The organism is Niallia yueguangensis (assembly GCF_052663115.1).
Genome location: NZ_JBQTCX010000012.1, coordinates 117,761 through 140,199 on the forward strand (window position 1 = coordinate 117,761; position 22,439 = coordinate 140,199).

Consider the following 22,439-nt stretch of genomic DNA (forward strand, 5'->3'; position numbering starts at 1 on the left):
AGACACTAAACTAGGTTCGAAATTTTATACTCTCTTATCTTTTAAGAAAAGCGAAACGCCCATAGCGAGGTACATTAGTCACTGTTTTCTACAGTAAATAATTCGAGTAGTCGTTCTAAATCATCCTCTGAAAAAAACTCAATTTCTATTTTTCCTTTGTTTTTTGTTTGTTTAATATGAACAGTTGTACCGAATCTTTCTCGTAAATAAGACTCTTGCTCTTTAATAAACACACTTTTTGTCTCTTTTTTTTCATTTTTTGTTTCACGTGAAACATTTTCATTCATTTGTTGAATGAAGTGCTCCAATTGCCGGACATTTAATCCTTCTTTTATTACTTTTTCTACAACTAATGAAAGTTTATCTTTATTTTTTAAACTTAATAATGCCCTTCCATGTCCCATTGATAATGTTCCATTAGAAATATTTTCTTGAATGGATGAAGGTAATGATAATAAACGAACATGATTTGCAATATGTGGTCTGCTTTTTCCTAAGCGCTTTGAAAGTTCTTCTTGCGTAATTTTCAGTTTTTTCATTAGCAATTGGTAAGCATGTGCTTCTTCTATTGGAGATAAATCCTCTCTTTGAAGGTTTTCCAATACGGCTAATTCCATCATTTGTTGTTCTGACAGTTCTCGAACAACAGCAGGAATCACTTCTAGTTTTGCTTCTTTAGCTGCACGATATCTACGCTCACCAACAACAATTTCAAAACCTTTAATGCTTTTCCGAACAATGATTGGTTGTAATATTCCATGCTCTAATATTGATGCTTTTAATTCTTCAATTGCTTTCTTCTCAAATACTTTTCTTGGCTGATAAGGATTTGGTCGAAGTTCTTTTATACTTATTTCTTGAATAACTTCTTCCTTTTCTGCCTTCATACTTGGAAAAAAAGCATCAAGACCTTTCCCTAATCCTTTAGCCACTAGTGACCACTTCCTTCGCCAATTCTAGATAAACTTCTGCACCTCGGGATTTTGGATCATAAATGATAATAGGTTCGCCATGGCTAGGAGCTTCACTTAAACGAATATTTCTTGGAATGATCGTTTTATACACTTTATCTTGAAAATATTTTTTTACTTCTTCAATAACTTGTAATCCTAAATTTGTTCTTGCATCTAGCATGGTTAAAAGAACACCTTCAATAGCTAACTCATGATTTAAATGTTTTTGAACAAGTCTTACAGTATTTAATAATTGACTTAAACCTTCCAACGCATAGTACTCGCATTGAACAGGTATTAATACTGCATCCGAAGCAGTTAAAGCATTAATGGTTAGCAGTCCTAATGAAGGAGGACAATCAATTAAAATATAATCATAGTTGTCTTTCACTTCTTCAAGCGCCCGTTTCAAGCGGACTTCTCTTGATATGGTGGAAACAAGTTCAATCTCCGCTCCCGCAAGCTGAATAGTTGCCGGAATAACTTGGAGGTTTTCTACATTCGTTGCTTTTATTACTTGTTTTACTTCCAAGTCATCTACTAATACATCATAAACACAATAATCCACATCTGCTTTTTCAATTCCTACTCCACTCGTTGCATTCCCTTGAGGATCAATATCTACTAATAATACTTTTTTTCCGATATATGCTAAACAAGAGCCAAGATTGACTGAGGTAGTTGTTTTCCCAACTCCCCCTTTTTGGTTAGCAACGGTAATTATTTTTCCCATGATGTCACCTACCTTTATTACCATAAATTAAAATGTACAACAGTTATAGGATTATTTTGTAAATTTAAGTCTAAAAGTGCTTGTTCAAAAAGGTAACAAATTAGAAGCAAGAAGGTCGAGGCGGCTTAGCTTTGAGCAACACAGCGTATGCTGTTATATACGTGAGTAGCGGAAAAGCAAGCCAACGAAGAGATTCGCCGCTTATCATTTGGTGCCTTTTTAAACTTCTTTAAAAGACATATAATTCATAATTTACAGATTGATATAGCTAGATATCTACTCTTTTACCAGATTGTAACTATATGTAATCATGTATTTTATTTTATCATGAAAACTTCTAAATATCGTCTTTTTTTAAAGGTTTGTTTTTTTCTTGCAAAATTAGATACGGAAGATCCCTTTTATATATTTAAATTGTTCATTATAAAAAACGAAAAGAGAAGTGACTGCAGCACTATAGTAGAAAGGAGGATAATAAGGAGTTAGAGCTAAGAATGATGTTGATTTTCCGAAGCTTATTTTCAGGGTAGCCTAAACAAAAAAAAATGTGAGAAATAAAAACCAGATTGGTTCGTATTCTCACAGGGAATCATCATATATTTCATCATTTAGTTTCTATCAATATAAAAAGTTTACAGATCTGAAATAATATTCTACTTCTTCTTCGGTATTTTAATCGTAAATTGATAAAAATCTTCAAATTCTTCTTCTTCTGCATTAAGATTGATACCGCTGTCTGAAACCATTGTTAAAGATTGTCGTATCGTGTTGACTGCAATACGCATATCTTTACTGAAGGCTTTGCGTTTAGGCTTTGGTTTATTTTCCGATTGCTCTAGCATTTTTAACACACGTTCTTCTGTTTGTTTAACATTTAAATGCTTTTCCATAATTTCTTGAAGAAGACGCAATTGTTTATCTTTTTCTTTTAAAGGAATCATAGAACGTGCATGTCGTTCAGAAATTTGTTTATTTAATAAAGCATCCTGAATTTCTTCTGGAAGTTTTAAAAGTCTTAACTTATTCGCTACTGTTGATTGACCTTTCCCTAGCCTTTGTGCAAGTGCTTCCTGTGTTAAATTATGTAGTTCTAGTAATTTTCCGTAAGCAATTGCTTCTTCTATAGGAGAAAGTTCCTCCCTTTGGAGGTTTTCAATTAACGCAACAGATGCGGTTTCTGTATCACTCATATTTTTTATGATGGCGGGAACTTCTTCCCAGCCTAATTTCTTCATAGCTCGCCATCTTCTTTCGCCAGCTATGATTTCATATTTATCCGTTTCAAATTCTCTAACTACAATTGGTTGAATAATGCCATGTGTATGGATGGTTCTTGATAATTCTTCAATTTTTTCATCATCAAATACCGTTCTTGGCTGAAAACGGTTTGGAACAATTTGATTAATAGAAATTTTATGAATCTCCTCATTGTTCCCCAACTTCTCCAACTCCTCATTAGCATCTTCTGCTCCAATTTGACTTGCGTCTGTTATATCTTCCTTTTCGCCCAGGCCAAAAAAGCGTGAGAAAGAGGACTTCATCACCCTGCACCACCTTTACGAAACTCCCTATTACATATTCTCTAAAATGAATAGCATGTCCTGCAAAATATATCAATTATAATAAGAAACTTCTCGAATTTTCATAGAATGTGCCATTTATAGTTATATTATTATATAGTAGTTAGGAAAAATGATATAGCTTACTAGTTGATAAACTATTTTTCTATTTGCCTGCCTTAAGAAAAAATGATTCTTACACCTCCTATCTTTTACATAAGGGAATGGAGGTGTAAGCTATTTACAAGTTTACTCAATCGGTTCTTTATTCGGTGTACCCGGTTTTCTTGGATATTTCTTCGGTGTTTGTTTTTCTTTAGAGATGATCAATATATTTCGTTCACTTTCTTCTTTTGGTAAAACAAAAGAGTGAGTCTTTACTAGTTTGCCGCCTAAAGTTGCAATCGCCTTTTGACCTGCTTGTAATTCTTCCTGTGCACTTGCTGCTTTCATTGCCACAAATGTTCCACCAACTTTGACAAGTGGTAAACATAACTCACTTAAGACAGATAACCTTGCTACTGCTCTTGCTGTTACAATATCAAAGCTTTCCCGATAATCGTTCTTTTTCCCAAAAGTTTCAGCACGATCGTGTACAAATTCGACCTCTTCTAACTGAAGCACTTTAGCTAAATGCTCTAAAAAATGAATTCTCTTCATTAAGGAGTCTACTATTGTTACTTTTAATTGCGGAAAAACAATTTTTAATGGAATGCTTGGAAAACCAGCGCCTGCCCCAACATCACAAAGGGTCGCAGGCTTCTTTAATGACTCAAAATAAAATGCAGCAGTGATGGAATCATAAAAATGTTTTAAATACACATCTTCTTTTTCCGTAATAGCGGTAAGATTCATTTTTTCATTCCACTCTACCAATGTTTGAAAATAAATCTCAAATTGTTTCAGTTGCTTTTCTGACAGAATAATTCCTTTTTCTGAAAGCATTTGAATAAATTGTTCTGTATTCATGATTGAACCCTTTCAAGACAAAATAATTACTTTTGGCTCTTTTCGTATAGATTGTTGTTATTTAACCCGCAGCCTGAATACACTTCGCTTTCCGCGAACGAGTGCCGAGCCTCCTCGTCGCTATGCTCCTGTGGGGTCTCGTCTTTCTCGCTTTTCCCGCAGGAGTCTACGTGTATGCAGGCTGCTCAGTGTTTCAACCATGTTTATTATTTTATTCAAAAACAACAAACTTTTAGAAAACAGCCTTAACTTTTTAAACACGTGCAATACGGCCTTGTTCTAAATAAACTAACAGAATCGAAATATCTGCTGGGTTTACACCTGAAATTCGTGATGCTTGCGCAATAGATAATGGGCGAACCGTTTTAAGTTTCTGTTTTGCTTCTGTTGCTAAGCTTGAGATAGCATCATAATCAATATTTTCTGGAATTTTTTTGTTTTCCATTTTCTTTAATCTTTCTACTTGCTGTAAAGATTTTTCAATATAACCTTCATATTTGATTTGTATCTCTACTTGCTCCATTACTTCATCCGTTAATGGCAGCTCACTTGGTGTTAGTAAGTGAATATGGCTATAGTTCATTTCAGGTCGTCTTAATAAATCCGCTGCCCGAATGCCATCCTTTAATTCACTTCCGCCTTGCGCTTTAATCACTTGTTGAACTTGCTCGTTTGGTTTTAAAATAATCTCTTTTAAGCGTTGTTTTTCTTGCTCGATCAACTGCTTTTTCTCTGTATATTTTTCATAGCGTTCGTTAGAGATTAACCCAATTTTTGCTCCTATATCTGTTAAACGTAAATCCGCATTGTCATGACGAAGCAATAATCGATATTCCGCTCTAGATGTTAAAAGTCGATAAGGTTCATTCGTTCCTTTTGTTACTAGGTCGTCAATTAGTACCCCAATATAAGCGTCAGAGCGGCTTAAAATCACTTCTTCTTTATCCAACGATCTTAAACCAGCATTCATTCCAGCCATTAACCCTTGACCTGCCGCCTCTTCATATCCAGAAGTACCGTTAATTTGACCTGCCGTATAAAGATTTTTGATTTTTTTCGTTTCCAGTGTCGGCCACAATTGAGTAGGTACGATTGCATCGTACTCAATCGCATAACCAGCTCTCATCATTTGTACATTTTCAAGCCCTGGTATCGTTTTTAATATTTGCTGTTGAACATCTTCAGGCAAGCTAGTGGATAATCCTTGTACATAAACTTCTTGCGTGTTTTTTCCTTCTGGTTCTAAGAAAATTTGATGTCTCGGTTTATCATTAAAACGAACTACTTTATCTTCAATAGATGGACAATAACGCGGTCCAGTTCCTTTGATCATCCCAGAATACATTGGTGAACGATGTAAATTCGCATCAATTAATTGATGGGTTGTTTCATTCGTATACGTTAACCAACATGGCAGCTGCTCTGTAATATAAGTTGTTGTCTCATACGAAAATGCTCGAGGCACATCATCACCAGGCTGAATTTCCGTTTTGCTGTAATCAATGGAATGACTGTTTACTCGAGGCGGTGTACCTGTTTTAAAACGAACTAAATCAAATCCTAATTCTTGCAAATGCTCGGATAATCGAACAGAAGGCTGTTGATTATTTGGACCGCTTGAATATTTTAATTCACCAAGAATGATCTCTCCACGAAGATAAGTACCAGTTGTTACTACTACTGTTTTTGACGTATAAACGGCACCCGATTTTGTTACAACACCTTTTACAACATCGTCTTCCACAATCAGCTGTTCGACCATTCCTTGAATTAACGTTAAATTCGGTTCGTTTTCTAGTGTTTTTTTCATCTCATGCTGATACATATATTTATCCGCCTGTGCTCTTAATGCTCGTACAGCCGGTCCTTTTCCTGTATTCAACATTCTCATTTGAATATATGTTTTATCGATGTTTTTCCCCATTTCACCGCCAAGGGCATCAATTTCTCTTACAACAATCCCTTTAGCTGGACCACCAACAGAAGGGTTGCATGGCATAAAAGCAACCATATCGAGGTTAATGGTTAACATCAATGTTTTTGCGCCTAATCTTGCAGATGCGAGTCCTGCCTCACAGCCTGCATGGCCTGCTCCAATCACAATGACATCAAAGCTGCCTGCTTCGTATTGCATTCTGCTGCCTCCTTATTTCATTTTTTTTATTTTTGGCTTTGTTTCAACGAGTTCACTATTTCCCAAGACAAAACTGTGAAAATAATTGGTCGATCAAACTTTCATGAACACTATCCCCAATAATTTCGCCAAGTAATTCCCAAGTTCTTGTTAAATCTATTTGCACAATATCAATCGGTGTATCCATTTCTACGCCAGTAATTGCCTCTGTAATGGAATGTTTAGCCTGATGAAGCAAAGATATATGTCTAGTATTAGAAACATAAGTTATATCGCTAGCTTCAATTGTCCCTTCAAAAAATAAAGCAGCAATGGCTTCTTCTAGCTGGTTCACCCCGTTATCTTCTAATAAGGATGTAGTCACCATTTTTTGATTAGAAGCCAATTCACGAACCTTATCCATATCTATTTTTTGAGGTAAATCCGTTTTATTGACAATGACAATATAATTCATCCCATCTACTGCTTTAAATAAATTTATGTCCTCACTCGATAATTCATCTGCATAGTTTAATACTAATAAAATTAAATCTGCTTCTTTTAATACTTGGCGTGATTTCTCTACGCCAATTCGTTCCACAATATCTTCAGTTTCCCGAATGCCTGCAGTATCAACGAGTCTGAGTGGAACCCCTCTTATATTGACATACTCTTCAATAACATCTCTAGTTGTTCCAGGAATATCTGTCACAATCGCCTTGTTTTCTTGAACTAATGTATTCAGTAAAGAAGATTTTCCTACATTCGGTCTTCCTACTATAACGGTCGATAGTCCTTCTCTCAGAATTTTTCCTTGCTGAGACGTTTGTAATAATTTTTCTATTTCTGATTGTACAAATCTTGATTTAGTTAACATCATTTGATGTGTCATTTCTTCTACATCATCATATTCCGGATAATCAATATTTACTTCCACTTGTGCTAAAGTTTCAAGGATTTCCTGTCTTAGCGATTTGATTAACTTAGATAATCTTCCTTCCATCTGTCCAAGCGCTACATTCATGGCTTTGTCTGTTTTCGCTCTAATTAAGTCCATTACAGCTTCCGCTTGAGACAAATCAATACGACCATTTAAAAAAGCTCTTTTTGTAAATTCACCTGGCTCTGCCAGCCTTGCTCCGTGGACTACCAGCAGTTGAAGAAGACGATTTACAGAAGCAATGCCACCATGACAGTTTATTTCGACAACATCCTCTTTTGTAAATGTCTTTGGCCCCTTCATCACAGAAACCATTACTTCTTCCACTAGTTCGTTTGTAGCTGGATCTATTACATGGCCGTAATGAATTGTATGACTTGGCACTTCACTTATTTTCTTATTACTGATACTTCGAAACAGCTTATCTCCTATCATAAATGCATCCGGTCCACTAACTCGAACAATCGCAATCGCTCCCTCGCCCATTGGAGTCGATATGGCAGCAATCGTATCAAAATCCATTTTCTTCACCTCTATTCGTATTACTTTTCATAATCTATATATTAAGCATGATGCTAATAGTATTTCTTTGCAACCAAGATTCTAGATTATCATATCCACAACTATTTAAAAAGAAAAAAATCTACACACTTATCCACATTAATATATTTTATTCTTATACCATTCTATCTTATCCACATGTGAATAACAATAAAACAACCAATAAAAATAGAAAAGCGGAGGCGCCTTGGTCAGCCCCGAAGAAAACATGTTCCTTTGACCCGAAAAGTGTTTTTTACTTTTAGAATCAAAGGGGTATTTTTCACAGGGGCTAGACATGATTTCAGTTTTAACTTCTTAACTTGCAAAAAAAGGTACCTAAAAAGAGAATTTTTCTCCTTTTAAGTACCTTTTTACATTTATTATTTATACTATTTTTTCTTAAAAGAATATTGTCTTTTTTCTGTTCTTACTGGTGAAATAATGATATGTCGATTGTCATGTTCTCCAGAAGAATACGTTTTAATTCCTTTAAACGGAACTAATTTTTTATGAATTATTTTTCTTTCCTCTGAAGGCATTGGCTCTAAGGATACTGCCTTACCTGTTCTTTTTGCTTTATGAGCCATTCGTTCAGCAAGATGAACTACTGCTTCTTTTCGACGTGTACGATATCCATCAGCATCCAATTTCACATGATAATACTGATCTGCATTGCGATTGACCACTAATTGTGTTAAATATTGTAAAGAATTAAGTGTTTGCCCTCTTTTTCCAATCAATAGTGCAATCTTTTCACCAGCTAATTGAAATAGTATATTTTTTCCTTCTTGTTGTACGGCAACATGAACGTTGACTCCCATTTTACCGCATACATCTTCTAAAAAATCTTTCGCCTTATCAATTGGATTTTCCCGTACTGTTACATTAACAACAGCTGAACGGGCTCCAAATCCAAAAAAACCTTTTTTTCCTTCGTCAACAACAATGATTTCGGCTTGATTCTTTGTTGTTTTAAGCTGAGCTAAAGCTGATTCGACTGCTGCTTCGACTGTTTGTCCTGTAGCAGTTACTTCTCTCACTTTTTCGCTCCTCCCGCATTATTTGTTTCAGGTGATTTTTTCAATTCAGGTCCTTTGATAAAAAACGTTTGAATAATAGTAAAAATATTTCCAACTACCCAATATAAAGATAGTGCTGCAGGGAAGTTGATTGCAAATACTAAAATCATCACTGGCATAATATACTGCATCATCATCATTTGCGGATTTTGAGCAGCTGTGCCCGCCATTGTCATCTTCGTTTGAATAAAAGTGGTAATCCCTGCAAGGATTGGCAACAAATAGATAGGATCTGGTTGTCCTAAGTTAAACCATAAAAATTCATGTGATGCAATTTCTCTTGTACGGGAAATGGCATGATAAAAACCGATTAAAATTGGCATTTGCACAAGTAATGGAAAACATCCAGCAAGAGGATTTACGTTATTCTCTTTAAATAACTTCATCGTTTCTTCTTGAAGTTTTTGTTGAGTTTTCTGGTCCTTTGAACTGTACTTTTTTCGTAGACTTTCCATTTCTGGCTGAATCGCCTGCATTGCTTTACTACTTTTCGTTTGTTTAATCATTAAAGGTAAAATAACTAAGCGGACTAAAATAGTCACAATAATAATGGACAAACCAAAGTTTCCACCAGCATATTCTGCTGTTTTTATAATTAACTGTGATAATGGAAAAACAATATATTCATTCCAAAATCCTTCACTTTCCGATGTAATCGGCTTATTAAACTCTGTACATCCTGTTAAAATGGTCACTAAAAAAAGAAGACCTAATAGCATAAACAATTTCTTTTTCAAGCGTCAAATCCTCCTAAAATTTTATAATTTTATAAATTACATACATGAACGGGCATCATTATGCTTTCTTTTGTTTTATCCCTTTTGCAATCTTCAGTACATGATTTAAACTTTTTAATATTTCTTCAAAATTCATTTCAGAAACAGGTTTTCTTGCAATAATAACATAATCTGCCTCATGATCGAGCAGATTCTCCAGTTCTAAAAACACCTGTCTTATATATCGTTTTGTTCTATTTCTAACTACAGCATTTCCAATCTTTTTGCTTACTGACAAACCAACTCGAAAATGCTCTTGTCCGGTTTTACAGAGCTTATAAACAACAAATTGCCTATTGGCAAAAGATTGTCCTTTTTTAAATACTTGTTGAAACTCTTTATTTTTTTTTATTCTATATTCTTTCCTCAACTTATATACTCCTTCTATTTCTTAAATCCTGCTGAATAAGCGCGTATGTATTACTCTTAATATACGTGTTCAAAGAAAAGATTCGACCGCTATGGTTCCCTGACTTTTTGAACAGCCTCTTATAAAAAGTTTATTCGGATTAAGAAAAAAATACAATCAACCCTCTAAGAAAATAGTATACATCATAAGTTTAAGAAGAAAAAAGTTTACAAATCGTACTTTGTCTACTCCCTGAATAATTATTTACCTTTTCCTTTTATGGACCAATTACTCATCTTAATTGAAAAAAGACCACTGACGTTTCAGTGGCCTAAGCTGATAATACTTTTCTTCCTTTGCGTCGACGACGAGCTAAAACATTACGTCCGTTCGCGCTGCTCATACGGCTGCGGAATCCATGAACTTTACTTCTTTTACGTTTGTTTGGTTGAAAAGTTCTTTTCATTTTATATGACACCTCCCTGAGGAATAGCTGTTACAGACAGTCCTTACAATTATATAAACATAGGCAATTAATTGTCAACTATTCATTTAATTTCTTTTTAATCCTCTGCTTAATTTCTTTTTGCTTTGACACACTTCGATTATTATTATTTTCTTTTCGATCGTTACGGCAAACTTCTATCACTTATTTAAAGGCCACCCTGAAAATAAGTTCTGTTACAAGGTGTTTTCCGAAGCTTATCGCTCGCTTTCCGCGGGGCGAGCGCCGAGCCTCCTCGTCACTTTGCTCCTGCGGGGTCTCGCCTTTCTCGCTAATCCCGCAGGAGTCGAACGAACGCTTCTCCAAACCAACATCATTCTTCGCTCTAACTCCTTAAAGTATCAAAATCAACAATTAGCTTAACATAGCCTATTAAAAAAATATCAACTTCTCTAACTATTATCATACACCTAAAAAATATTTTATAACACTTTATTCCACATTAATTCCCTTATTCTTTTTATCTGTGGATAAAATCCGACAAGTTTTTTTCTATCCACAATGCTTATTTACAGGTTTTTAACAAAATCATAATCTGTGGACATTTCTTATTAACAGGATGTTGCGCTTGTGGATAAGATATGAAAAACCATTGCAGTTATTATGATTATTTGATATTATAGTTTTGTTTTCACATTTGAATAATTTCTGTGCATAACTTTCTTATCCACAATCTGTGGATAAGATGTGGACAGGTTATTAGACATACTTAATTCAAGTTGTCCACAAAGAGTGGATACTGTCGAAATTTCACCTTTTTTCCTTATTATATATTTTTCCACAGCTATACATTTAAATATTTATATTAGCGGATTTCGTTACTAGTAAATCTGTTCTTTTCAGCACGTAAATAAATAGAAAAGGAGGGACCTACTTGGAAAATATTGCAGATTTATGGGACAACGCCCTCGTTAATATAGAAAAAAAAATAAGTAAACCCAGTTTTGATACATGGTTAAAATCTACTAAGGCGCACTCATTACAAGGAGACAGTTTAATCATAACCGCTCCAAATGAATTTGCACGCGATTGGTTAGAAGAACGTTATTCCCAACTTATTTCAGGAATACTTTATGATATAACTGGTGAAGAACTTGGAATAAAATTTATTATTCCTAAGAATCAAAAAGAAGAAGAGTTCGATCTGCAAATCTCTGCTAAACAAAGAAAAAAAACAGAAGAGTCTTCAGATTTTCCGAAAACGATATTAAATCCAAAATATATATTTGATACGTTTGTTATTGGATCAGGAAACAGGTTTGCACACGCTGCTTCTTTAGCTGTTGCAGAAGCACCAGCCAAAGCATACAACCCTCTTTTTATTTATGGAGGAGTTGGACTTGGAAAAACGCATTTAATGCATGCAATTGGACATTATGTATTAGATCATAATCCATCTGCTAAAGTCGTTTATTTATCGTCAGAAAAATTTACAAACGAATTTATTAATAGCATCCGTGATAATAAAGGTGCCGAATTTAGAGATAAATATCGAAATGTAGATGTGCTTTTAATAGATGATATTCAGTTTTTAGCGGGAAAAGAATCAACACAAGAAGAATTTTTTCATACTTTTAATACGTTACATGAAGAAAGTAAACAAATTATTATTTCCAGTGACCGACCTCCAAAGGAAATTCCAACTTTAGAAGATCGATTGCGTTCACGATTTGAATGGGGACTTATTACAGATATTACTCCTCCTGATTTAGAAACGAGGATTGCTATTTTAAGAAAAAAAGCAAAAGCAGATGGGCTTGATATCCCAAATGAGGTCATGCTATATATCGCCAATCAGATTGACACGAATATCCGTGAATTAGAAGGTGCACTTATACGAGTCGTTGCTTATTCCTCTTTAATTAATAAAGACATTAATGCTGATTTAGCAGCAGATGCACTAAAAGATATTGTTCCTAGCTCCAAACCACGAGTTATTACTATTCATGATATTCAAAAGGTAGTAGGAGAGCATTTTAATATAAAATTAGAAGATTTCAAAGCAAAAAAAAGAACAAAAACCATCGCTTTTCCAAGGCAAATCGCCATGTACTTATCTAGAGAGCTAACCGATTTCTCTTTGCCTAAAATTGGGGAAGAGTTCGGGGGCAGAGACCATACAACAGTCATTCATGCTCATGAAAAAATTTCAAAGCTACTAATATCAGACTCTCTTTTACAAAAACAATTAAAAGAAATTAATGAAATTTTAAAAGTATAGATAGAATAGTGTGTATAACTCATTGCTACTTAGACACAGTCTATCCACATGTGGATAGACTGTGTTTCCTTTACTAAACAGAGTTATCCACAAATCCACAGGACCTACTATTATTACTACTATTTTTTTAAATAAATATTATTAAATAATGCAATTAGAAATATATGAATCGGAGGATCAATTTATGAAATTTATCATCCAAAAGGATTATCTCGTACAAAGTGTACAAGATGTTATGAAAGCAATCACAAGCAGAACAACTATACCTATTTTAACTGGTATTAAAATAGTTGCGACAACAGAAGGAGTCACTTTAACAGGAAGTGATTCTGATATTTCAATTGAATCCTTTATTCCTAAAGAAGAAAACGATACAGAAATAGTGCAAGTGGAAATGCCAGGTTCCATTGTTTTACAAGCGAAATTTTTTAGCGAAATTGTAAAGAAGCTGCCTACAAATCAAGTAGAAATTGAAGTGGATAATTTACAAACTGTTATTCGATCTGGAAAATCTGAATTTAACTTAAATGGACTTGATTCTGAAGAATATCCTCATTTGCCTCAAATTACTGAGCAAAATGTTTTTAAAGTACCAACGGATCTTCTTAAAAACTTGATTAAACAAACTGTGTTTGCAGTGTCCACCTCAGAAACACGCCCTATATTGACAGGTGTCAACTGGAAGGTGGAAAACGGGGACTTAATCTGTATTGCAACAGATAGTCATCGTCTTGCGTTGAGGAAAGCAAAAATAAATTTTGTTTCAGAGCAATCTTATAATATTGTTATTCCAGGAAAGAGTTTGAATGAGCTGAACCGTATTTTAGATGATCATGATGAACAAGTGGAAATAGTTGTAACAGATAATCAAGTGTTGTTTAAAACAAGACATATTCTTTTCTTTTCTAGATTATTAGAGGGGAATTATCCAGATACAAACCGTTTAATTCCAACAGAGAGCAAAACAGATATTGTTGTGAACTCCAAAGAATTTCTTCAAGCAATTGATCGTGCTTCTTTGCTTGCGCGTGAAGGAAGAAACAATGTAGTGAAATTCTCAACACTTGAGAAGGATGTTATTGAAATTTCATCTTTTACGCCGGAAATCGGGAAAGTAGTAGAAGAGTTGGTGAGTGAATCAATAGATGGAGAAGAATTAAAGATTTCATTCAGTGCAAAATATATGATGGATGCATTAAAAGCGTTGGAAGGTACAGAAGTTAAAATTAGTTTTACAGGCGCAATGCGGCCGTTTGTTATTCATCCAATGAATGATGACTCCATATTACAGCTGATTCTTCCAGTTAGAACGTATTAAAAAGTGGCACCCTTTATGATTAAGGTTTAGATGTTAAGCATAAAGGGTGTTTTAAAAAAAGGCTGTTTTTTTAAAGTTTGTTGTTTTTGAATAAAATAATAAACATTGCTGAAGCACGGAGCAGCCTGAATACACGTAGACTCCTGCGGGTTAAATAACAACAATCTATACAAAAAGAGCGTAAAAAAAGATACCCCTTTTATGTAAAGTTGCAAAGGCATCATCTTTTAATGTTTCGACTGAATTAAATGCACCTCTATTTATCAACAAATTACAAAGTTAAATCCATTCAACTATCATTTTTTATAAAAATACCAGCATAGTTTTTATTAAAACATCTTAAATACCCCGTTTATCCGCTAAATAAGAAGAAATCTTATAGTTTTCTTTGTGTATCAAACAAATATTTAGTAAAATAAAAAGATACGATTAAACTTGAAAGAGTGGAAAAATGACAAATCAAATTAAAATAGATACGGAATATATCACTTTAGGTCAATTTCTAAAAGTAGCAGAAATAATACAATCAGGTGGAATGGCAAAATGGTTTCTGAGTGAATACGAAGTGTTTGTCAATGGTGAGCAAGATCAGCGGAGAGGAAGAAAGCTTCGTTCTGGCGACATTATTGATATACCTTCATTCGGCCAATTTACTGTTTTATAAAAAGGATGAAGCCATATGTTTATTGAACAGTTGCTTTTAAGGAATTACCGGAATTATGAGCATTTGGAATTGGATTTCGAAAATAAAGTAAATGTTTTTTTAGGAGAAAACGCACAAGGAAAAACCAATGTGATGGAGTCTATTTATGTGTTAGCAATGGCTAAGTCTCATCGAACATCAAATGACAAAGATCTTATTCGCTGGGACACAGAATATGCTAAAATAGAAGGTAGATTACAAAAAGCACATGGGCATTTACCCATGCAATTAATAGTGTCTAAAAAGGGAAAAAAAGCAAAGTATAATCATATTGAGCAGCGGAAATTAAGCCAATACATTGGAAATATGAATGTCGTTATGTTTGCCCCTGAAGATCTTAATTTAGTGAAGGGAAGTCCACAAGTTAGACGGAAATTCATTGATATGGAGATTGGGCAAATTTCGCCTGTTTATTTACACGATATGTGGCAATATCAAAAAATATTACAGCAGCGGAATTCCTATTTAAAACAATTGCAAATAAAAAAACAAACAGATGATACAATGCTTGATATATTAACTGAGCAATTTATTCAAGTAGCAGCTAACATTGTCGCAAAGCGCTATGAATTCCTCCACTTATTAGAGAATTGGGCTGTTCCTATTCATAAAGGAATATCAAGAGGATTAGAAACATTAAAAATTCACTATAAACCCTCTGTAGATGTATCAGAAGAGCAAGATTTGTCGAAAATGAAGGAAGTATACGAAGAAAAGTTTTTCAATATAAAAAAACGAGAAATCGATCGCGGAATGACAATGTTCGGACCACATCGAGATGATTTGCTCTTTTTTGTAAATGGAAGAGATGTACAAACTTTTGGTTCACAAGGACAACAACGAACTACCGCATTATCGATAAAAATGGCTGAAATTGAATTGATACATTCTGAAATTCGAGAGTACCCCATCCTTTTGTTGGATGACGTACTTTCTGAATTAGATGACTACCGTCAATCCCACTTATTAAACACGATACAGGGAAAAGTACAAACATTTGTAACAACAACGAATGTAGATGGAATCGATCATCAAACATTAAAAGAAGCTTCCACTTTTAGTGTGGAATCAGGGACGATGAGAAAGATCCAATAAGGTTGAGGTGACAATAAATGTACGTTCATATTGGTGAAAATATACTTGTTAGGACTTTAGAAATCATTACTATATTGGATAAGCAAACAATGGCTTCTTCTGAGATTACAAATGAGTTTTTAGAAAAGCATAAAAAAGCGATTGTTCATGCAGAAAATGATGCTTATAAATCTATCGTTATTACACAAGATACCATTTATTTTTCACCTATTGCTTCAAATACATTAAAAAAAAGATCGTATAAATTAATGGTGCAGGAATATTAGTCTGTATTTCTTCAGAATGAATAAAGTTAAATTTGCAGAGTGTAGATAAATTCATTTTTGCAGAAGTCTCAGGCTGATCGAAAACGGTTGACGCATCACAGCGTGAAGCCTTAAGAGGAGCGGCGGCTAACAGGAAGTTAGTCAGAACGACGTTGCAACAGGACGTTGCGTATTTAGTCGTTCATCCTCTATTACTAGGGATGAGCATCCGAGTAAGGCGAACAACGAAGAAAGCGAGCGTTTGTCGACAGACTGAGTTAAATTTGGATGTCAATGGAAAGTTAGGTGATCGATATGACAATGGAACAAAATCCAGTAGAACAACAATCGTATGACGAAAGTCAAATACAGGTTTTAGAAGGATTAGAAGCAGTTCGCAAACGACCTGGTATGTATATAGGATCTACTAGTGGAAAAGGTTTACATCATTTAGTATGGGAAATTGTCGATAATAGTATTGATGAGGCGCTGGCAGGTTATTGTAATGAAATTAATGTTAGCATCGAAAAAGACAATAGTATTATGGTAAAAGACAACGGTCGTGGGATTCCAGTCGGAATTCATGAGAAAATGGGCAGGCCTGCTGTTGAGGTAATTATGACTGTTCTTCATGCTGGTGGAAAATTCGGCGGCGGAGGTTATAAAGTATCTGGAGGCTTACACGGAGTAGGTGCTTCCGTTGTTAATGCCCTTTCTACAGAGTTAGAAGTTTTTGTTCACCGAGATGGCAATATTTATTACCAAAAGTACGAAAAAGGTGTACCTAGTGCTGATTTAAAAATTATTGGTGAAAGTGATACAACTGGTACTATTACCCGTTTTAAACCAGATGGTGAGATATTTAGAGAAACATTAGAGTATGATTATGATACGCTTGCTAATAGAATTAGAGAGCTGGCTTTTTTAAATCGTAATATTCGAATTACTATTGAAGATAAAAGAGAAGACAACGAAAAACGAAAAGAATATCACTATGAAGGCGGTATTAAATCGTACGTAGAACACTTGAATCGTAATAAAGAGGTATTATTTGAAGAACCGATTTATATTGAAGGAGAAAAGGATGGTATTACAGCTGAAGTATCTCTTCAATACAATGACGGATTTACAGGCAATATTTTTTCTTTCGCGAATAACATTAATACACATGAAGGCGGTACACATGAAGTCGGCTTTAAAACGGCATTAACGAGAGCGATTAATGATTATGCAAGAAAAAATGGCATGTTAAAAGATGCAGAAGCGAATCTATCTGGTGAAGATGTAAGAGAAGGATTAGTAGCGATTGTATCTATTAAACACCCGGATCCACAATTTGAAGGACAAACGAAAACAAAATTAGGGAATTCTGAAGTGCGAGCGATTACCGATACCATTTTTGCAGAGCATTTTGAGAAATTTTTGCTGGAAAATCCTTCTGTAGCTAGAAAAATTGTTGATAAAGGTCAAATGGCTTTAAGAGCTAGAATAGCTGCTAAAAAGGCAAGAGAATTAACTCGTCGAAAAAGTGCATTAGAAGTTTCGAGTTTGCCAGGTAAATTATCAGATTGCTCTTCCAAGGATCCAAAAGTTAGTGAGTTATTTATTGTTGAGGGAGATTCAGCCGGCGGTTCAGCAAAACAAGGAAGAGATCGTCATTTTCAGGCGATTTTACCCCTGAGAGGGAAAATCCTAAATGTAGAAAAAGCAAGATTGGATAGAATACTATCCAACAATGAAGTAAGATCCATGATTACTGCGATAGGTACAGGCATTGGTGATGATTATGATATAACAAAAGCCAGATATCATAAAATAGTCATTATGACGGATGCAGACGTAGATGGAGCACATATTCGAACATTATTATTAACATTCTTCTATCGATATATGAGAAAAATTGTAGAGGCAGGTTATATTTATATTGCACAGCCGCCACTTTTTAAAGTGCAGCAAGGAAAACGTGTGGAATACGCTTACGATGATAAGCAATTAGATGCATTGTTAGCATCTCTTCCTGCGGCTCCTAAACCAAATATACAACGTTATAAAGGGTTGGGAGAAATGAATGCGGATCAGTTGTGGGAAACAACCATGGATCCTTCTACTAGAGCGTTGCTTCAAGTAAGTCTCGATGATGCAATTGAAGCAGATGAAACATTTGAAATGCTGATGGGCGATAAAGTGGAGCCACGTAGAAACTTTATTGAAGAAAATGCAAGCTATGCCAATTTAGATATTTAATGAAATGGACGCCGTTTTTCTAAATGATAGGATTGTTTACTTAAATAGGCTGTATAAAAAAGAAAGATTATTTAGGATGCTAGATTTAATTCTAGCTTCTTGTGCTTTTCTTAAGGAGGTTCCTTTACATGGCTGATACGCCAAATTCTCAAATACAAGAAATTAATATTAGTAAGGAAATGCGTGAATCTTTTTTAGATTATGCAATGAGTGTTATTGTGTCGCGTGCTCTTCCTGATGTACGAGATGGATTAAAACCAGTTCATCGCCGCATTTTATACGCTATGCATGATCTAGGAATGCATTCTGATAAACCATATAAAAAATCTGCTCGTATTGTCGGAGATGTAATCGGTAAATATCACCCACATGGTGATAGTGCTGTTTATGAAACGATGGTGCGGATGGCTCAAGATTTTAACTACCGTTATATGTTAGTAGATGGCCACGGGAACTTTGGTTCTGTTGATGGCGATGCTGCTGCAGCAATGCGTTATACAGAATCAAGAATGTCAAAAATCTCAATGGAACTTTTACGAGATATTAATAAAGATACCATTGATTATCAAGACAATTTTGATGGGGAAGAAAAAGAACCAGTCGTTTTACCTTCTCGTTTTCCAAACCTTTTAGTTAACGGAACAAGTGGTATTGCTGTAGGGATGGCAACTAATATCCCGCCGCATCAACTAGGAGAAGTAATTGATGGCGTTCTGGCAGTAAGTAAAAATCCAGATATATCAATTATGGAGCTTATGGAAATAATCCCAGGACCAGATTTTCCGACATACGGAATGATCATCGGCAGAAGCGGTATACGAAAAGCTTATGAAACAGGGCGCGGTTCGATTATTATACGAGCAAAAGTAGAAATTGAAACGAAAGCAAGTGGAAAAGAAGTTATTATAGTTAAAGAAATTCCTTATCAAGTGAATAAAGCAAAGTTAATAGAAAGAATTGCTGAATTAGTCCGAGATAAAAAGATAGATGGAATCACTGATTTAAGAGATGAGTCTGATCGCAACGGAATGCGTATTGTCATTGAAGTGCGCAAAGATGCAAACTCAAATGTACTACTCAATAATTTATATAAACAAACAGCCTTGCAGACGAGCTTCGGGATAAACTTACTAGCATTAGTAGGTGGACAGCCGAAAGTACTTAACTTAAAGCAGTGTCTTACTCATTATTTGGATCATCAAAAAGTAGTAATAAGAAGAAGAACAGAATTTGAGTTAAGAAAAGCAGAAGCACGTGCTCATATTTTAGAAGGATTAAGGATAGCATTAGATCATTTAGATGAAGTAATCAGCTTAATTCGAAGTTCCCAAACAACGGATATTGCACGTCAAGGATTAATGGAGAACTTTAATCTAAGTGAAAAACAAGCACAAGCTATTTTAGATATGCGTTTGCAAAGATTAACAGGATTAGAGAGAGAGAAGATTGAAGAAGAATATAAGTCTTTAATTGAACTAATCGGAGAATTAAAAGCAATCTTAGCAGATGAAGAAAAAGTTCTTGAAATTATCCGTACAGAGCTATTGGAAGTAAAAGAACGCTTTAATGATAAACGACGTACGGAAATTGTGGCTGGCGGAATTGAAAATATTGAGGATGAAGACTTAATTCCTGAAGAAAATATTATCATTACGCTAACCCATAATGGCTATATTAAACGTCTTCCTGCATCTACTTATCGAGCGCAAAAACGTGGTGGTAGAGGAATACAAGGCATGGGAACAAATGATGATGACTTTGTTGAACAATTAAGTACAACTTCAACCCATGATACAATTCTGTTTTTTACTAATAAAGGGAAAGTGTATCGCTTAAAAGGATATGAAATACCAGAATTCAGTAGAACAGCTAAAGGCATACCGATCATCAATTTACTTGGGGTGGAAAAAGACGAATGGGTCAATGCCATTATTCCTGTTTCTGAATTTGTAGATGATTGGTTCTTATTCTTCACTACAAAAGAAGGAATTTCGAAACGTTCTCCATTATCATCGTTTGCCAATATTCGAAATAACGGATTAATAGCGGTTAATTTAAGAGATGGAGATGAGTTGATTTCTGTACGCTTAACAGACGGATCGAAAGATATTATTATTGGTACGAAAAATGGGTTGCTTATCCGTTTCCCAGAAACAGATGTAAGATCTATGGGACGAACAGCTACAGGTGTTAAAGGAATATCCCTTTCTGATAGTGATGAAGTAGTTGGAATGGAAGTATTAGAAGAAAATACGGAGATTCTAATTGTTACTAAATACGGTTTTGGAAAAAGAACGCCTGCTGACGAATACCGAATTCAAGGTAGAGGCGGAAAAGGAATTAAAACATGCAATATCACTGATAAAAATGGTCCACTTGTATCAATGAAAGCTGTAACCGGCGAAGAAGATTTAATGATTATTACTACTGGCGGTGTTTTAATCCGAATGGCAGTCAGTGATATCTCTTCAATGGGCAGAAGTACACAAGGAGTTAAGTTGATTAAACTGAACGAAAATGAAGATGAGTTTGTTGCTACGGTTGCAAAAGTAGAGAAAGAAGAAGTAGAAACGGAAACAGAAGAGACTTCTGAACAACCGATTAAGGAACAAATAGACACAGAAGAATAATCAAATAGTTTCGTTTATGTGAAAAAGCTGTCAGTATATCTGGCAGCTTTTTTAATTATGCTGAATGGTCTGTTAACAAAATTGTTTCATTGGAACTAGGAATAAAGATGTTAACATTAGTAGTTAAATACAGTAAAATGGTATAAAAGTCCGTATTTTGAAGGTGGTTATAAAAATGAGCGTAAAAATAAAGGATTTAAAACCAGGGTGCATATTAGCAGAAGATGTTTATAATTTAACCAGTAAACCAATAATCACTGCCAAAACAGTATTAAAGGATGAACATATAAATCTTTTAAAAGCATTTTTAATTAGTGAAGTTATGATTGAAAGTACACAAATTGATGGAACTACATTTATAGAATCATTGGAATCGGATGTACAGAGTCAAAATCAAACGGAAGAGAAAACAACTTTTTTTAAGAAATTTCTCTATGCTGTTCAACAATATAAAAAGGAATTTCAATCTTGGCAATCAGGATTACCTGTAAATATAGCCAATATACGTTTTATGTTATTACCTTTATTTGATGAATTAGAAGGATCAAGCAAAGAAATATTTTCACTTTATCATCTCTCAAATAAAGAAGAGTATATTTATCAACATTCTGTTGCAGTTGCTGTCATTAGTGCTTATCTTGCTCAAAAATTACATTACCCTAAAAAAGACGTAATCCAAATTGCTTTGGCAGGTTGTTTAAGCGATGCTGGTATGGCTAAAGTGAGCCCTTTCTTGTTGCAAAAAACAGAACCTTTAACAGAAGAAGAATTTAAGGAAGTAAAACAACATACAAAATATAGTTTTAAAATGATTCCTGAACACACACTTCTAAAAAACGAAGCATATTATCTATTTATCAGCATCATGAACGTTTGGATGGAAGTGGCTATCCACTAGGTAATGAAGCAAAAAAAATACATCCATTTGCTAAAATAATTGCAGTTGCAGATACATTTCATGCGATGACTTCTGAAAGGTTATATAGAAGAAAGCAATCACCTTTTAAAGTATTAGAGAAATTGCAGCAGGATTACTTCGGAAAGTTTGATCTAACAACATTGAATGCATTAAGCTCTGGAATTGTACAGTATACAGTTGGAAGCAAAGTAAGATTATCTAATGGAGAAAAAGGAGAAATCTTATTTATTGAGGGCAAATCGCCAACACGTCCATTAATAAATATGACAGAAACTAAAAATATATTAGATTTAGAAAAAAACCGGCATCTTTTTATAGAGGAAATTTTGTAATTTCAATCATGTAAGGTAAGGTTTTTTAGAGGAGTATTACAATGTTTTATTAAAAATGAAAATATCATCTACAAATTTATGTTTTTTTTAAAAAAAGTGTTGCGTTAGAGTTGAAAGGTTGCTATAATCATACAAGTCAGCAAGTTAATTAAATGTTTTAATGAAAAAACAAAAAAAGTTGTTGACTTAATAATAATGAAAATGTTATTATAT

19 protein-coding genes are annotated in these 22,439 nt (G+C 34.4%); 9 read left to right on the plus strand and 10 right to left on the minus strand.

Going from position 1 to position 22,439, the window contains the following annotated elements; all coding sequences use genetic code 11:
• Positions 1-74 precede the first annotated feature (74 nt).
• The 10 genes from ACTYA4_RS13065 to rpmH form a co-directional block, all read right to left on the minus strand.
• On the minus strand, positions 75-932 hold the full coding sequence (locus ACTYA4_RS13065) for a ParB/RepB/Spo0J family partition protein (RefSeq protein ID WP_443483440.1): 858 nt from the start codon (positions 930-932) through the stop codon (positions 75-77).
• Positions 925-1,686: a ParA family protein gene (locus ACTYA4_RS13070; protein WP_443483441.1), complete on the minus strand. Its 762-nt coding sequence runs from the start codon at positions 1,684-1,686 to the stop codon at positions 925-927. The genes ACTYA4_RS13065 and ACTYA4_RS13070 overlap by 8 nt, the downstream gene beginning before the upstream one ends.
• Positions 1,687-2,339: 653 nt before the next feature.
• Entirely contained in the window at positions 2,340-3,227 is an 888-nt protein-coding gene (gene noc, locus ACTYA4_RS13075; RefSeq protein WP_443483455.1) for a nucleoid occlusion protein, read from the minus strand.
• 267 nt (positions 3,228-3,494) lie between these two features.
• Complete coding sequence (gene rsmG / locus ACTYA4_RS13080; protein WP_443483442.1) at positions 3,495-4,214, minus strand: 16S rRNA (guanine(527)-N(7))-methyltransferase RsmG; 720 nt, start codon at positions 4,212-4,214, stop codon at positions 3,495-3,497.
• Between the two features lie 253 nt (positions 4,215-4,467).
• Positions 4,468-6,348, minus strand: a complete 1,881-nt coding sequence (gene mnmG, locus ACTYA4_RS13085; protein ID WP_443483443.1) for a tRNA uridine-5-carboxymethylaminomethyl(34) synthesis enzyme MnmG — start codon at positions 6,346-6,348, stop codon at positions 4,468-4,470.
• Between the two features lie 55 nt (positions 6,349-6,403).
• Complete coding sequence (gene mnmE / locus ACTYA4_RS13090) at positions 6,404-7,789, minus strand: tRNA uridine-5-carboxymethylaminomethyl(34) synthesis GTPase MnmE (protein ID WP_443483444.1); 1,386 nt, start codon at positions 7,787-7,789, stop codon at positions 6,404-6,406.
• 410 nt (positions 7,790-8,199) lie between these two features.
• The gene (jag, locus tag ACTYA4_RS13095) at positions 8,200-8,850 is read right to left on the minus strand and encodes an RNA-binding cell elongation regulator Jag/EloR (protein WP_443483445.1); all 651 of its coding nucleotides are present in this window, start codon (positions 8,848-8,850) and stop codon (positions 8,200-8,202) included.
• A complete protein-coding gene (spoIIIJ, locus tag ACTYA4_RS13100; RefSeq protein ID WP_443483456.1) occupies positions 8,847-9,608 on the minus strand; it encodes a YidC family membrane integrase SpoIIIJ in 762 nt (253 codons plus the stop codon). Before spoIIIJ ends, jag begins: the two co-directional genes overlap by 4 nt.
• 76 nt (positions 9,609-9,684) lie before the next feature.
• On the minus strand, positions 9,685-10,035 hold the full coding sequence (gene rnpA, locus ACTYA4_RS13105) for a ribonuclease P protein component (protein WP_443483446.1): 351 nt from the start codon (positions 10,033-10,035) through the stop codon (positions 9,685-9,687).
• 310 nt (positions 10,036-10,345) lie between these two features.
• The gene (gene rpmH, locus ACTYA4_RS13110; protein ID WP_152116169.1) at positions 10,346-10,480 is read right to left on the minus strand and encodes a 50S ribosomal protein L34; all 135 of its coding nucleotides are present in this window, start codon (positions 10,478-10,480) and stop codon (positions 10,346-10,348) included.
• Between the two features lie 913 nt (positions 10,481-11,393).
• Here rpmH and dnaA point away from each other — a divergent pair.
• The 9 genes from dnaA (at position 11,394) to ACTYA4_RS13155 (ending at position 22,226) form a co-directional block, all read left to right on the plus strand.
• Positions 11,394-12,740, plus strand: a complete 1,347-nt coding sequence (gene dnaA, locus ACTYA4_RS13115; protein ID WP_443483447.1) for a chromosomal replication initiator protein DnaA — start codon at positions 11,394-11,396, stop codon at positions 12,738-12,740.
• A gap of 184 nt (positions 12,741-12,924) precedes the next feature.
• Positions 12,925-14,058 carry a DNA polymerase III subunit beta gene (gene dnaN, locus ACTYA4_RS13120; RefSeq protein WP_443483448.1) on the plus strand — a complete coding sequence of 378 codons (1,134 nt, stop codon included), beginning with the start codon at positions 12,925-12,927 and terminating at the stop codon, positions 14,056-14,058.
• 451 nt (positions 14,059-14,509) lie between these two features.
• Positions 14,510-14,722, plus strand: coding sequence for a S4 domain-containing protein YaaA (gene yaaA / locus ACTYA4_RS13125; RefSeq protein WP_443483449.1), 213 nt, complete (start codon positions 14,510-14,512; stop codon positions 14,720-14,722).
• Between the two features lie 15 nt (positions 14,723-14,737).
• Positions 14,738-15,856 (plus strand): DNA replication/repair protein RecF, encoded by a 1,119-nt coding sequence (gene recF, locus ACTYA4_RS13130; RefSeq protein WP_443483450.1) that lies wholly within the window; start codon positions 14,738-14,740, stop codon positions 15,854-15,856.
• Between the two features lie 17 nt (positions 15,857-15,873).
• Positions 15,874-16,122 carry an extracellular matrix regulator RemB gene (remB, locus tag ACTYA4_RS13135; RefSeq protein ID WP_443483451.1) on the plus strand — a complete coding sequence of 83 codons (249 nt, stop codon included), beginning with the start codon at positions 15,874-15,876 and terminating at the stop codon, positions 16,120-16,122.
• 294 nt (positions 16,123-16,416) lie between these two features.
• A complete protein-coding gene (gene gyrB, locus ACTYA4_RS13140; RefSeq protein ID WP_443483452.1) occupies positions 16,417-18,345 on the plus strand; it encodes a DNA topoisomerase (ATP-hydrolyzing) subunit B in 1,929 nt (642 codons plus the stop codon).
• Between the two features lie 128 nt (positions 18,346-18,473).
• A complete protein-coding gene (gyrA, locus tag ACTYA4_RS13145) occupies positions 18,474-20,975 on the plus strand; it encodes a DNA gyrase subunit A (RefSeq protein WP_443483453.1) in 2,502 nt (833 codons plus the stop codon).
• A 175-nt stretch (positions 20,976-21,150) separates the two neighbouring features.
• Complete coding sequence (locus ACTYA4_RS13150; RefSeq protein ID WP_445505681.1) at positions 21,151-21,873, plus strand: HD-GYP domain-containing protein; 723 nt, start codon at positions 21,151-21,153, stop codon at positions 21,871-21,873.
• Positions 21,849-22,226 carry an HD-GYP domain-containing protein gene (locus tag ACTYA4_RS13155; RefSeq protein WP_445505682.1) on the plus strand — a complete coding sequence of 126 codons (378 nt, stop codon included), beginning with the start codon at positions 21,849-21,851 and terminating at the stop codon, positions 22,224-22,226. Before ACTYA4_RS13150 ends, ACTYA4_RS13155 begins: the two co-directional genes overlap by 25 nt.
• Positions 22,227-22,439: the final 213 nt, after the last annotated feature.

What these genes read in the sequence shown, in the direction of transcription:
- ACTYA4_RS13070 (WP_443483441.1), bottom strand. Translation starts at nt 1,686, where the DNA reads ATGGGAAAAATAATTACCGTTGCTAACCAAAAAGGGGGAGTTGGGAAA.
- noc (WP_443483455.1), bottom strand. Translation starts at nt 3,227, where the DNA reads ATGAAGTCCTCTTTCTCACGCTTTTTTGGCCTGGGCGAAAAGGAAGAT.
- rsmG (WP_443483442.1), bottom strand. Translation starts at nt 4,214, where the DNA reads ATGAATACAGAACAATTTATTCAAATGCTTTCAGAAAAAGGAATTATT.
- mnmG (WP_443483443.1), bottom strand. Translation starts at nt 6,348, where the DNA reads ATGCAATACGAAGCAGGCAGCTTTGATGTCATTGTGATTGGAGCAGGC.
- mnmE (WP_443483444.1), bottom strand. Translation starts at nt 7,789, where the DNA reads ATGGATTTTGATACGATTGCTGCCATATCGACTCCAATGGGCGAGGGA.
- spoIIIJ (WP_443483456.1), bottom strand. Translation starts at nt 9,608, where the DNA reads ATGCTATTAGGTCTTCTTTTTTTAGTGACCATTTTAACAGGATGTACA.
- rpmH (WP_152116169.1), bottom strand. Translation starts at nt 10,480, where the DNA reads ATGAAAAGAACTTTTCAACCAAACAAACGTAAAAGAAGTAAAGTTCAT.
- dnaN (WP_443483448.1), top strand. Translation starts at nt 12,925, where the DNA reads ATGAAATTTATCATCCAAAAGGATTATCTCGTACAAAGTGTACAAGAT.
- yaaA (WP_443483449.1), top strand. Translation starts at nt 14,510, where the DNA reads ATGACAAATCAAATTAAAATAGATACGGAATATATCACTTTAGGTCAA.
- recF (WP_443483450.1), top strand. Translation starts at nt 14,738, where the DNA reads ATGTTTATTGAACAGTTGCTTTTAAGGAATTACCGGAATTATGAGCAT.
- remB (WP_443483451.1), top strand. Translation starts at nt 15,874, where the DNA reads ATGTACGTTCATATTGGTGAAAATATACTTGTTAGGACTTTAGAAATC.
- gyrB (WP_443483452.1), top strand. Translation starts at nt 16,417, where the DNA reads ATGACAATGGAACAAAATCCAGTAGAACAACAATCGTATGACGAAAGT.
- gyrA (WP_443483453.1), top strand. Translation starts at nt 18,474, where the DNA reads ATGGCTGATACGCCAAATTCTCAAATACAAGAAATTAATATTAGTAAG.
- ACTYA4_RS13150 (WP_445505681.1), top strand. Translation starts at nt 21,151, where the DNA reads ATGAGCGTAAAAATAAAGGATTTAAAACCAGGGTGCATATTAGCAGAA.